The 12,593-nt window shown below is 61.4% G+C and carries 10 protein-coding genes; 6 read left to right on the top strand and 4 right to left on the bottom strand.

The features are described 5' to 3' along the window. Positions 1 to 6: 6 nt before the first annotated feature. Both DNK50_RS09045 and DNK50_RS09050 read left to right on the top strand, forming a co-directional pair. Positions 7 to 864 (top strand): DUF3034 family protein, encoded by an 858-nt coding sequence (locus DNK50_RS09045; protein ID WP_112193648.1) that lies wholly within the window; start codon positions 7 to 9, stop codon positions 862 to 864. Next, positions 864 to 1,283, top strand: a complete 420-nt coding sequence (locus DNK50_RS09050; protein ID WP_099583533.1) for a group 1 truncated hemoglobin — start codon at positions 864 to 866, stop codon at positions 1,281 to 1,283. The genes DNK50_RS09045 and DNK50_RS09050 overlap by 1 nt, the downstream gene beginning before the upstream one ends. Before the next feature lie 90 nt (positions 1,284 to 1,373). Here the strand turns inward: DNK50_RS09050 and DNK50_RS09055 are convergent, their stop codons facing one another. Continuing rightward, the gene (locus tag DNK50_RS09055) at positions 1,374 to 3,785 is read right to left on the bottom strand and encodes a glucose/quinate/shikimate family membrane-bound PQQ-dependent dehydrogenase (RefSeq protein WP_099583532.1); all 2,412 of its coding nucleotides are present in this window, start codon (positions 3,783 to 3,785) and stop codon (positions 1,374 to 1,376) included. 381 nt (positions 3,786 to 4,166) lie between these two features. Next, the gene (locus DNK50_RS09060) at positions 4,167 to 6,185 is read right to left on the bottom strand and encodes a TonB-dependent receptor (RefSeq protein WP_112193650.1); all 2,019 of its coding nucleotides are present in this window, start codon (positions 6,183 to 6,185) and stop codon (positions 4,167 to 4,169) included. A 150-nt stretch (positions 6,186 to 6,335) separates the two neighbouring features. On the opposite strand from DNK50_RS09060, the gene DNK50_RS09065 reads away from it, so the two are divergent. Together DNK50_RS09065 and DNK50_RS09070 are read left to right on the top strand one after the other, a co-directional pair. Continuing rightward, entirely contained in the window at positions 6,336 to 6,569 is a 234-nt protein-coding gene (locus tag DNK50_RS09065; RefSeq protein WP_016977534.1) for a VF530 family DNA-binding protein, read from the top strand. Positions 6,570 to 6,573: 4 nt separating this feature from the next. Beyond that, a complete protein-coding gene (locus tag DNK50_RS09070) occupies positions 6,574 to 7,197 on the top strand; it encodes a Pr6Pr family membrane protein (RefSeq protein ID WP_099583530.1) in 624 nt (207 codons plus the stop codon). A gap of 1 nt (position 7,198) precedes the next feature. Here the strand turns inward: DNK50_RS09070 and DNK50_RS09075 are convergent, their stop codons facing one another. Further along, positions 7,199 to 7,966 (bottom strand): siderophore-interacting protein, encoded by a 768-nt coding sequence (locus DNK50_RS09075; protein WP_112193652.1) that lies wholly within the window; start codon positions 7,964 to 7,966, stop codon positions 7,199 to 7,201. Continuing rightward, positions 7,963 to 8,511: a PadR family transcriptional regulator gene (locus DNK50_RS09080; protein WP_112193654.1), complete on the bottom strand. Its 549-nt coding sequence runs from the start codon at positions 8,509 to 8,511 to the stop codon at positions 7,963 to 7,965. Before DNK50_RS09080 ends, DNK50_RS09075 begins: the two co-directional genes overlap by 4 nt. Before the next feature lie 501 nt (positions 8,512 to 9,012). Between DNK50_RS09080 and DNK50_RS09085 the strand changes: the two genes are divergently transcribed. Both DNK50_RS09085 and DNK50_RS09090 read left to right on the top strand, forming a co-directional pair. Next, complete coding sequence (locus tag DNK50_RS09085) at positions 9,013 to 9,513, top strand: CS1 type fimbrial major subunit (RefSeq protein WP_099583527.1); 501 nt, start codon at positions 9,013 to 9,015, stop codon at positions 9,511 to 9,513. A gap of 119 nt (positions 9,514 to 9,632) precedes the next feature. Then, positions 9,633 to 12,152, top strand: coding sequence for a CS1-pili formation C-terminal domain-containing protein (locus tag DNK50_RS09090; RefSeq protein ID WP_112193656.1), 2,520 nt, complete (start codon positions 9,633 to 9,635; stop codon positions 12,150 to 12,152). Positions 12,153 to 12,593 lie beyond the last annotated feature (441 nt).

Consider the following 12,593-nt stretch of genomic DNA (forward strand, 5'->3'; position numbering starts at 1 on the left):
GCTGACGTGCGTTTTTCTCTATTGCTCGGCTGCCTGGCCGCCCTGACTGTGCAAACCACCCTGGCCGATAACGGCCGCCTGATCGCCACCGGCGGTGCCAGCAGCATCGAGGGCACGGCGGGCGGCGGTATCACGCCGTGGGCGGTACTGGCCGGCTACGGTGAACAGCACGAATGGGGCGCGACGGCGTTCGCCACCACGGTCAACCTGCCGGACTATCGGCTGGACGTGGCGGGGCTGGCGCTGGCCTATGACAACCGCGTCGAAGTGTCTTTCGCCCGCCAGCGCTTTGACCTTGGCAGCCTGGTGCACAAGCTCAATCTGCCGGAAGACAATCTTGGCCAGGATGTGCTCGGCGTAAAGGTGCGCCTGTTCGGTGATGTGATTTACGACCATTTGCCCCAGGTGTCCCTCGGCCTGGAATACAAGCACCAGACCAACTTCGACATCCCCAGCCTGGTCGGTGCCAGGCGCGACAGCGACGTGGAAGGCTACCTGGCCGCGAGCCGTTTGTTCATGGGCGCCGCGTTCGGCTACAACGTGCTCGTCAACGGCAGCCTGCGCTACAGCCGCGCCAACGAAACCGGTCTGCTAGGCTTTGGCGGCGACCGCCGTGACAGTCGCAGCCTGCTCAAGGAAGGTTCGGTGGCGCTGCTGTTCAACCCGCGCTGGGCGGTGGGCGTGGAGTACCGCGAGAAACCCGACAACCTGTCGTTCGCCGGCGAAAGCGACTGGGCCGATGTGTTTGTCGGCTACTTTCCCACCAAGCATCTGTCGTTTGTGCTGGCCTATGCCCGGCTTGGGGAGATCGCCACCTTGGATAACCAGAACGGCACCTACCTGTCGGTGCAAGGGAGTTTCTGATGCGTTTCCTACCGATCGCCCTGGTGCTGCTGCTCAGCGCCTGCGCCCAGCAACCGCCCAAGGACGACAGCCTGTACCGCGACCTTGGCGCCATGCCCGGCATCACCCGGATTGTCGAAGGCATGCTGCTCAACATCGCCCGGGATGAGCGCATCGTCGAACGCTTCCGGCGCGTCGATATCCAGCGCCTGCGCAACAAATTGATCGAACAGTTCTGCGTCGAAGCCGGCGGGCCGTGCACCTACACCGGCGACAGCATGGCCGAGAGTCACAAGGGCCAGAACGTGAGCCGCAGTGACTTCAATGCGCTGGTGGAGGATTTGATCAAGGCGATGGACAGCGAAGGCATTGCGGTGCCGGTGCAGAATCGGTTGATTGCCCGGTTGGCGGTGATGCGTGGGGAAGTGATCGAGCACTAGTCACCTGAACACCACATATTGATCTGTGTTGTTTATGAAAAAGGCGGCTACCTGTTTAGGGTAGCCGCCTTTTTTTACCGCCGATAAAGCTTAATCCGGCAGTTTAAACGCCATCACATAGTCACCCTGCTTGGTACCCAGGGAACCATGACCACCCGCCACGACCAGCACGTACTGCTTGCCGTCCTTGCCGGTGTAGGTCATCGGTGTGGTTTGCGCGCCGGCTGGCAGGCGGCCTTCCCACAGTTGCTTGCCGTTTTTCACGTCGTAGGCACGCAGGTACTGGTCGAGGGTGCCGCTCAGGAAGGACACGCCACCGGCAGTGGTGAAGGTGCCGCCCAGGCTAGGCACGCCCATGCTCAGCGGGATCGGAACCGGCGAGCTGTCACGCACGGTGCCGTTCTTGTGCATCCAGATGGTTTTGTGGGTGGTCAGGTCGACCGCCGCCACATAACCCCACGCCGGTGCCTGGCACGGCAGGCCCATTGGCGACAGCATGGCTTCGAGGATCACACCGTACGGCGCGCCTTTGTTCGGCTGTACGCCTTCGGTTTCGCTGACGCGAGGGCCTTGCTTGGCGATGTCGGCGGCTGGGATCAGCTTGGACTTGAACGCCATGTAGCTAGGGTTCACGAAGGCGATCTGGCGTACCGGGTCGACGGAAATACCACCCCAGTCGAACACACCGAAGTTACCTGGGTAAACGATCGAGCCTTGCAGCGATGGCGGGGTGAACGCGCCGTCGTAGCGCAGGGATTTGAAATCGATGCGGCACAGCAGTTGGTCGAACGGCGTCACGCCCCACATGTCGCGCTCTTTGAGCGGCGGCGGCATGAAGTTCAGCTCGGACTTCGGCTGGGTAGGGGAGGTACGGTCGCCCGCGACTGCGCCTTGCGGCACGGCCACTTCATGGACCGGCACCACCGGTTGGCCGGTTGCACGGTCCAGCACGTAGATGCTGCCTTGCTTGGTCGATGCCATGACGGCCTGCTTCACGCCGGCGTCGGTCTTGATGTCGATCAGCGACGGCTGCCCGCCCACGTCCATGTCCCAGAGGTCATGGTGAGTGAACTGGAAGGTCCACTTCACGTGGCCGCTGTCGATGTCCAGGGCGGTCAGGCCGGCGGAATATTTCTCGGAATCGTCGGTACGGTCGCCGCCGTATTGGTCGGGCATCTGGTTGCCCATCGGCAGGTAGAGCATGCCGAGTTTTTCATCCACGGCGAACATGGACCACATGTTCGGCGAGTTGCGGGTGTAGGTCTTGCCTTCGGCCAACGGGGTGGTGTCGTCCGGGTTGCCGCTGTCCCAGTTCCACACCAGCTTGCCGGTGTGCACGTCGAACGCGCGGATCACGCCGCTTGGCTCGTCGGTGGAGACGTTATCGGTCACGTGACCACCGATCACAACCAGGTTCTTGGTCACGGCCGGTGGCGAGGTGGAGTAGTAACCGCCTGGGGCGAAGCTGCCGATATTGGCACGCAGGTCGACCTGGCCTTTGTCGCCGAAGTCTTCGCACATCTTGCCGGTGTCGGCGTTCAGGGCGATCAGGCGGGTGTCGGCGGTCGGCACGAAGATGCGTTTAGGGCAGGCATTCGGCGCGGCGGCCGGGCTGGCGCTGCCGGTCGGGCTCTGCTCGGACGCGTAGGCGGCGTCATCGTGATACGACACGCCACGGCAGGTCATGTGCGCCCAACCCTTGAAGTTCTCAGCGCCCTGGCTGCTGATCTTCGGATCGAAACGCCAGATTTCCTTGCCGGTGTCCGGGTCCAGGGCAATCACCTGGCTGTGCGGGGTGCACACGTAGAGCATGCCGTTGACTTTCAGCGGGGTGTTTTCCGCGGTGGTCTCGCCTGGATCGTTCGGGCCAGGGATGTCGCCGGTGCGGTAGGTCCACGCCGGCACCAGCTTGTGGGCATTCTCCGGGGTGATCTGCGCCAGCGGCGAGTAACGGTCACCGAAGGACGAACGACCGTAGGAATTCCAGTCGCCATCAGCCTGGGACGGCGCAGCATTGGCCATGCCCGGCACCGCGTCGCGGTCCAGTTGGCCTTTGATTTCACCAGGGTTGGTGAACTGGCTGGCGAGGGCGGCAGCGCCGGCCAGCACCACGGCCACGCTCAGCGCTCCAGTGCCCAGCGGGGCAGGTTGGCCACGCAGCAACGGACGACGAAACCACGGCAGCAACATGACGATGCCCAGGGCGAACAGCAGCGCCAGGCGTGGCACCAACTGCCACCAGTCCAGGCCGACTTCCCACAATGCCCACACGGTACTGGCGAACAGCACCAGCGCGTACAGACCCAGCGCCGCACGGCGGGTCGCCAGCAGCAGGACGCCGGTGAGGGCGATGCCGATACCGGCCAGCAGGTAGTACAGCGACCCGCCGAGCATTGTCAGCTTGATACCGCCGGCCAGCAGGGCCAGGCCCATGATCAGCAGCAAGACGCCTAGCAACCTGGGCAGCAGGCGGCTTGGGCTTGAAGCACCATCAGTGCTCATAGTGTGTTTCTCCGTGACGTTGGAATAATTGTGTAACCCCGTGCTTCACTCACTGTAAATGACGATTCGGCACAGGCTTGGTTCAGCGTTAATTCGGTTTTTCTGAGGATCGGGAGGGTTATCCACAGGCCGGCGATTTATCCTTGGGCGCAGCTCGGTGTAAGACAGCGCTGTCTTGATGGCTAGGAATATTCAGCAAGATGGGGTCGACCGGGAGATGAAACGTTTCAGGTTGTTGCGAAGGATAAAGCGCGGAGGCCTTTAGAGAAAGCCTGAATCGCAAGATGCATCATTTCAGATTTGGTAACAGTGACGAAGTGTCGCTGCAAAAATGAATGTGGGAGGGGGCAAGCCTCCTCCCACAGGAGATTTCCAGTGTTTTTAGAAGCTGGTGCGCAGGCCCACTTGCACGCTCCTGCCCGGGGCGGGCGCCACATCGCGCAGGATCGAACTGGCATAGCGCACGGTCTGGTTGGTCAGGTTTTCACCGTTCACAAATGCCAGCCACTGGCTGCCGCCCATGTTGAAGTGGTAACCCGCGCTCGCGCCCAAAGTGGTGTAGCCATCGGTGCCGCTTTCGTTATCCGGTACTCGGCCCTGGCCCGCTGCGTGTTCCACGTCGATGCGCGCCTGCCAGCGGTCAAGTTCCCACAGCAGGCCGCTGTTCAAGCGCAGCGGCGCAATGCGCGGCAAGGCTTCGCCGGTATCCAGGTTGGTGGCGCGGGTGTAGTCGCCCGACAACTCCAGGGCGAATTTGCCGTAGGCGCCTTCGCCGAGCTTGATGTGATCCTGTGCCTCAAAGCCGGCGAAGCGTGCACGCACGCCGGAATATTCGTACTCGGGAATGCCACCCGCGTCTTCTTCACCGTCATCGTTCAGCGTACGACCGGTGCCCAGCAGGCCGATGTAATTGGAGAAGCGGCTGTAGAACACGCCGAAGCTGCCTTTGTGGGTGCCATTGTCAAAGCGCAGGGCCAGGTCGCTGGACACGGCTTTTTCTTTCTTCAGGTTGGCGTCGCCCAGTTCATAGGTGCCGGTGGCGACGTGGGCGCCGTTGGCATACAGCTCGTAGAAGGTCGGCGCGCGCTCGGTGTAGCCCAGGGTCGCGGCCAGGGACCAGATCGGCGTCAGCGTATACACCGCGCCCGACGACAGGCTGCCGGCGGTGAAGTCGTTGGATGTGTCGGCACCGGCAAAACGTGCGTTGCCCTTGGCGTCCGGGTCGACGCTGGTGTGTTCCAGGCGCCCGCCGAGGCTGAGCTTGAGGCGCTCGGTGGCCTGCATTTCTTCAAGGATAAACAGCGCGCCGGCGTTGGTATCGGTCTGCGGCACGAAGGCTTCTTCACCGAGGGCCGAAAATTCGTTGCGGGTTACCTGGGCGCCCACCACGCCGTTGAACGGGCCGATGGGCTGGTGACGCGCTTCCACGCGGGCTTCATAGCCCTTGTTCTTGAAGATCGTGCCGGTTTCGCCGCCTTCGATTTCGCGGTGCTCGTAGTCGGTGTAGCCCGTGTCGAGTTTCACCGAGGTGAACGGGCCTTGCAGGTTGCGGATCTCGGACGCAAAGGCGTAGTGATCCTGCTTCATGCGGATGCGCACTGCCTGTTCGGCAGGCGAGCCGTAGTTACTGTCGTAGCTGCTGTAGGACAGCCCGGCATAACCGTCATCCCAGGTGTAGGAACCGCCCACCGCGCCGCCGTCCTGGCGCCCGTCGCTGTTGCCCAGGCGCCCGTTCTTGCCGGGGCCGTCTTCGCTGTCCGGTGCGTGGCGGCTGCGGGCCTGGCCTGGGATTTTCAGGTCGTTGAATTCCCGCGCATTGGCGTCCAGGTGCAAGGCAAACGTACCGTTGCCGGCTTCCAGTTTGCCCGCGCTGCTGCGGGTGGTGTCGGCGCCGCCGTAGCGCAATTCACCGGCACCGTGAATGCCTTCGATGGCCTCGGTGGGGATGCGGTTGTCGAAGGTGTTGACCACGCCGCCGATGGCGCTGCCGCCATATAGCAACGCGGCCGGGCCACGCACGATTTCAATGCGTTCGACGTTGACCGGGTCCAGCGGCACCGCATGGTCATAAGACAGCGACGAGGCATCCAGCGCGCCCACGCCGTTGCGCAGGATGCGAATGCGGTCGCCGTCCTGGCCACGAATGATCGGCCGGCTGGCGCCTGGGCCAAAGTACGAAGACGACACGCCCGGCTGCTTGTTCAGGGTTTCGCCAAGGCTGCCTTTTTGTTGCAGGGTCAGGTCGTCGCCTTCCAGCACGGTGGTCGGTGAGGCGAGCTGCTCGCTGCCCAGCGGGTTGCCGGTGATGACTTGGGGTTGCAGTTCCAGGGCGTGGGCTTCGGAGCAGATCAGCAGGGCGGCGGCAAGCGGGGTCAAGCGCCACAGGGAAGAGAGGGACATCGGACATTCCTTGGCAAAACGACGAAAAGATTTGAAAGTTATGGTTACAATATAACATCTCTTTTTCGTGATCCACGGGAACTTTTTATCAGTGGGTGGGCGGGGTGATAAGGTGTGCGCCTTCGTGATTACTTTTTTCATAGGCCCGGCATGACCGCGACAAGCAACGACCCCCTTCACGGCGTCACCCTGCAGCACGTCCTCACTACCCTGGTGGAACACTACGAATGGGAAGGCCTCGCCGAGCGCATTGATGTGCGGTGTTTCAAGAGCGACCCGAGCATCAAGTCGAGCCTGACGTTCCTGCGCAAAACGCCGTGGGCGCGGGAAAAAGTCGAAGGGTTGTACGTCAAGCTGATGCGCACCAAACGCCCGCTGGATTGAACCCATGAAGCGGTTTATAGCGGCAGCGGCACTGGCCGGTTGGATGGGGTTGGCGACTCAGCAGTACCTGATTTTCTATTCGCGCTGGGAAGCCGGCGCCAGCCTGCTGGGCGGGCTGATCAACTTTTTCAGTTTCTTCACGGTGCTCACCAACACCTTGGCGGTGGTGGTATTGAGTCATGCCCTGGTCCAATCGGATTCAGCGGCGAAGCGGTTTTTTCTCAGGCCGGCGATCAGCAGTGGGATCGCTGTGAGCATCCTGGTGGTGGGGTTGGCGTACAGCCTGTTGCTGCGGCATTTATGGCAGCCCGAAGGCTTTCAGTTCATCGCCGACGAACTGCTCCACGACGTGATGCCGGTGCTGTTTTTTATCTACTGGTTGCGGTGTGTGCCCAAGGGTACGTTGCGCTTCAAGCATATCGGCGCCTGGGTGCTGTACCCGCTGGTGTATTTCGCTTATGCGCTGCTGCGCGGGGATTTGCTCGGGCAGTATCAGTACCCGTTCATTGACGTCGGCACCCTCGGTTATCCACAGGTGTTCGTGAATGCCGGAGGGATTCTGGCGGGGTTTGTGGCGATTGCGGTGGCAGTGGTGGGGCTGGATAAAGTCATCAAGCCCCCTACTTGATTCAATCTTCTTCACTGCCTTCGGCGCGCCAGTAACCGACGGCCTTGAGGAACTCTTCATTGACCTTGTGGGTGTCCAGCAGCACCCGGCGTACCTGGCGCGACAGCTTGGTTTCGGTGGCGACAAAGCTGTACAGCGTGCCACCGGGCAGCGTCAGGTTCTGCACCACTTCCAGCAGGGTGTCCTGGCCGCGCACCACCCATATCACGTCCACATCGGCAGCACTGCGCAGCGTTTGCTGCTCCGCGGCATTTTCGATCTCGATCACCGCCAAGACCTTGCGGCCCGCCGGCAGTTCTTCCAGGCGGCGACCGATGGCCGGCAGCGCGGTTTCGTCGCCGATCAGCAGGTAGCTGTCGAAGATATCCGGCACGATCATCGAGCCGCGCGGCCCGCCGATGTACAGGCGCTGACCGACTGCGGCTTGTGCGGCCCAGGTCGACGCAGGGCCATCACCGTGCAGCACGAAGTCGATGTCCAGTTCGCCGATGCCCAGGTCATAGCGGCGCGGCGTGTAGTCGCGCATGGGTGGTTGCGGGCCGTCGCCCTTGAGGCTGAACGTCGGGCTTTCCAGGGCATCCCGTTCGGCGGCGGTCTGCGGGAACAGCAGCTTGATGTGATCGTCACTGCCCAGGCTGATAAAGCCTGCCAGCTCCGGGCCGCCCACGGTGACGCGGCGCATGCGCGGCGTGATGTCGACCACGCGCAGTACGTCGAGGCGGCGCAATTTGATTTCGTGGCTAACGCGATGGATGACTTGCGTATTCATTGGGCTTTCCCGTCGGCAATGGCTTGGGCGGTGCTGTTGAGCAACGCGGCGACACGCTGGATTTCTTCCGGGCTCCAGCGCCCGTGGTGCGAATGCAGAGCGTGGCGCAGGTTATGCACCGCCTCATGGATTTGCGGCGGGCGGTCATGGCCGCGCAGCGAGCGTTTGCTCACATCCATGCGCATGCGGATACCCTCAAGGGCAATCGCCTGTTCGCTGATGAAGAGACGACCGGCGTCGGTGATTGTGTAGCGTTTTTTTCCGCCCTCGGCGTCGCCCGTGATCAATTCGCTTTCTTCAAGAAAGGTCAGGGTGGGATAGATCACTCCAGGGCTGGGGCTGTAGGCGCCGTCGAACAGGGCTTCGATCTGGCGGATCAGGTCGTAGCCGTGGCAAGGCTGGTCGGCAATCAGCGCCGGCAGCAGCAGTTTCAGGTCGCCCGGTGCGAAGACGCGGGGGCCACGCCCGCCGCGTTCACGGCCGGGGCGTTTTTCGAAGCCGTCGTGGCTGTCACCGTGGTCTCGGTGGTGATGAGGGTCTCTCATTTCTGTGCGCTCTCTTTGCAGGTTTAGACATAACGTAAGATATATCTTATGGTTTGGGTATGCCTGGGCGACCAACGGTCATTCGCCTAGGTGCATGGGGCAAGTGCAGTGCAACTTTTAACGTTTGCGCTATAACTATTGATTAGAGTTGCTGCTCTAGTTTTTTATGCAGTGCTTGGCCGGTTTTTATTATCTTTGTGGTACTGTTCTTACAGGCTATTCAAGTTGTTTTAGTGTCGGGTAGTTGTGTAGTACAAATCTTACGGATACTTTTAAAGTTTTGGCAAATTGCCATAAAATTCACGCAAGCCGCGTAGTGTAAGGGCTACGTGGTTATGGGAAGTTGCTGGCATATTTGAAATTGAAATCGGTGGATCATACCTGGGTGTTGTGCTGACCACTTGCGGGCAGTCATGACTCTCATTGCAGGTTGATTTTGTTTATTAACGTCAAGTTCAACTTGTGGTGGTTAATCCAATACCCAAGAAACAGGTATCCACCATGTTCAAGAAGTTTGTGATTGCTGCCCCCCTGGCCGTTCTGGCACTGAGTTCGTCGGTTGCATTCGCAGCCGGCGAGGCCAACCACACCGTCAACATCAAGGCCAACATCCCGACCACCGTGTTCCATGCTCAGCCACGTGATCCCAACTTTGGTCGGGACGAAACCATGAGCTACAACCTGGTGAGTGGTGAGCTGGCACCGTTGACCGCCATCTACGACCTGAAGAACACCAACGGCTCGGTCCACGCTTATATCGAAGGTGGCCCGGCGGTGTTGTTCAACGGTACCCCTGCACAAAACATCCCGCTGACTACCACCCTGCACGGCGTGGAGCTGGATGGCACGCCAAAAGAAGTGGTGAACGAGGCTGATTCGACCCCAGGCGTCGGGGCTCAACTGCGCATCGCGGCCGCCAAGCCTACGGAGACCCAGCGCGGTGCCTACACCTCCGCCGTGGCGCTGGTGTTCGACGCCGTACTGCCAACGCCTGCTCCCTGATGGCGTAAGTGCCCGATGAGCCTTGCGCTCTCGGGCATTGGCGCTCAGGCCGGGCTTCTGTCCACCGGGAGTCCGGCCTGTTTATCACTTTGTCTCTTGGCTCTCAGAGTATTGCTTTCATGTTCCCGATGACGCCCATCGCGGTTGCGCTTGCGCTAGTGATTTGTACGAGTGCCTTGGCTGCGCCGACACCCATCGCCGTGACGCCCGCCAACTTGCTCACCCAGTCCCAGGGTTTGCCGGCGGGGTTTGTCGACCATTTCTTTGATGTGCCACTGGCTGTGCGGGTCGATCTTGATCAGCAATTGCTGGGAGAGGCGCTGATTGTCCTGTCCCGCGATGAGCGCGTGACGCTGCTTGAGTTCACTGAGTCGGGCGACAGCAAGGTGCCCGCCGCTACCCGTGATACCTGGCAAGGCTTGCTGGAAAAGGGCCTGCCCCTGGGTGCGTGTACCCAATCGTGCCCGCAGCAGTTGGTGTCGATGCACTACAGCCTGGAAAGCTCGCAGTTGTCGATCATCACCCAAAACGTCGAACGCACCGGTGATGCGCCGCGTTACTACCAGCAGCCCGAAGGCGGCAGCCGGGGCCTGATCATCAATAATCAGCTCAACCTCAACGGCGGCCAGGACGAAGACCTGGGCGGACGTTATGGCTTGCAGGCCAGTGCCAGCCTGGGTAACTGGACCCAGGTGTTCAACCTGCAACTGGCGCGCCAGAGTGGCGACGAAGAGCAACTGCGCCACGCGATCCATGAGCTGTATACCCAGCGTGAACTGGAAGGCCAGTTTTTGCGCCTGGGGCATTTCACCCCCAATTCCGATGGCCTGACGCGGCAGTTGCGCAGCTTTGGCGCCAGCCCCGACACGGCGCTGGGTGTCATGTATGGCAGCTCTGACAGCCTGTCCATCAACAGCGGCAAAGCCAGCGTGTACCCGATCTACGTCACCGCCAACCGCCAGGCCGCCGTGGAGATTTACCGCAATGGCCTGCTGATCAACACTCAGGCGGTGTCGGCCGGCTTGCAGACGTTGGACACGCGCCCCTTGCCCGGTGGCATCTATGAAGTGGAGGTGCGCCTGGTGGAAGACGGCCTGACCGTCAGCACCACCCAGGAGCTGGTGTACAAGCCCAGTAACTGGCGCAACGCTGATGATCGCTGGCGCTACAACGTGTTCGCCGGGCGTGAAACCAAGTTGTTCAGCAACTGGGACGAACAGGCCAGTGGCGCGATCACCGCCGGCGCCTCCGTCAACTACCTGGTGCATCCACGGGTAATTCTCGGTCTGTCGGCCCGTGAAGTGCGCGAGCAATTGCAATATGGCGGCTCGGCGGACTGGACAGTAGCCAGCAATACCAGTCTCTACGCCAATGTCTACCAGACCCGCGAACACGGCACCGGCATGGACCTGCAAGGGCTCTATAGCTTCGGCGCCACCAACCTGGTATTCAGCCACAACCGCAGTTGGCTCGATACCCGCGACACCTACGAAACCCTGCCGGACGGCACCCGCCTGCGGCGCAATACCTTCGTGGGGCAAACCAGCAATTCGGCGCTCTCGGTGAACCACCATGTCGACACCAAAAACTCATGGAACGTGCGGCTGTCCCACAGCGAAGGCAATACTGAGGGCGCAGGCGTGGACCTGGGCTGGAGCCGTCGCGATACCTTGATGGGCAGCGACGCCAACTGGCGGCTTTCGGTGTTCGACCGTCCCGCCAGCGCCGGCACCGGTAACGAGCGCAATCGCGGCGTCGACCTGAGCCTGAGCCTGGCCCTGGGCAGCGATGGGCGGCAAATATCCGGCAGCATCGGCAGCCGTACCGCCCGTGAAGGGGGGCGCGATAACAACGCCTCGGTCACCTACCGCCAGGACCTCAACGGTCATGTACTGCAAAGCGTCTCGGCCACGGCGATCACCGACACCTACGGGGTGGGGCTGTCCGGCATGGCCAGCTTCGACACCGATGTGGTCAGCGGCGACGGCTTTGTCCAGCGCAGCTCGTTCAACGGTGATATCAGCGGCGGCCTGAACCTGAACAGCACCTTCGTTGCCGGCGCCGACAAGATGCTGCTGACCAGCCAATACCAGAGCAACGGCGCGGGCATGATCATCGACGTCGAGACCGACCTGGACAGCATTGCCCTGCGCGCCGATGACTTCAGTGGCGGCGGCGCGATCCTGCGGCCTGGGCGCAACTTTGTGCCGGTGTCGGCCTACAAGAGCAGCACCGTGAACTTCGACTTTGAAGGCAACCATCCACCGGCCGCCAACATCCAGCCGGCGCGCGCCACGTACCACCTGAACAAAGGCGGGGTGGACTACCGAAAAATCACCGTGATGAAAACCGTCAGCGTGCTCGGGCGCCTGCTCGATGCCCAGGGGCAGCCGCTTAGAGGCCACCACGTGATCAATCACGCCAGCCGTGGCGTGAGCGAAGCGGACGGGTTTTTCTCGATGGAAATGAGCGCCAGCGCGCCGACGCTGGAAGTGCGCTACCAGAACCAACTGCTGTGTCAGTTCCGCCTGGACCCGGCCACCACCGCCAATGCAAACGATGTGTTGATGATCGGCGACCTGCGTTGCACGCCGGACACCCTGGCTGAAAACACGCTCAGCGCGCAGACCGCCGGTTGAGTGCCATGACGAGACAACCACGATGAAACGCAGCAATACAGTGATCACACAGATCGGGGCGATGGGCGCGGCGCTGTTGTTCAGTTTGTCGGCGCAGGCTGCGGTTCAGGAGATTCGGGCGACGTTTGTCCCGGATCCGTCTAACCCGATGGTCAACCGCTTTGAGAATAAAACGCCCCAAGGGGGTGTCTGCGTCTCCTTCATGCCTGCACGTTGCAAGGCGTTGGGTATTTTCAGCCTGAGGCTTCCAGGGCTTTCGTTCGTTACGAAAGAGGCGATTGAAGCTAATCATGAAAATCCCCGGCAGGGGTTCATGCTCACCCTACCTTCAGATTGGCGGGATGTGGAGGTGCGCCACAGCACAGGTGAGACGGAAGTCGTCCAGATACGCATTGCCGGTATCGGTGGCAGTTGGAACCTTTCTTATCCACCCGGGGTGAG

Source organism: Pseudomonas sp. LG1E9 (genome assembly GCF_003290225.1).
GTDB lineage: Bacteria > Pseudomonadota > Gammaproteobacteria > Pseudomonadales > Pseudomonadaceae > Aquipseudomonas > Aquipseudomonas cyclaminis.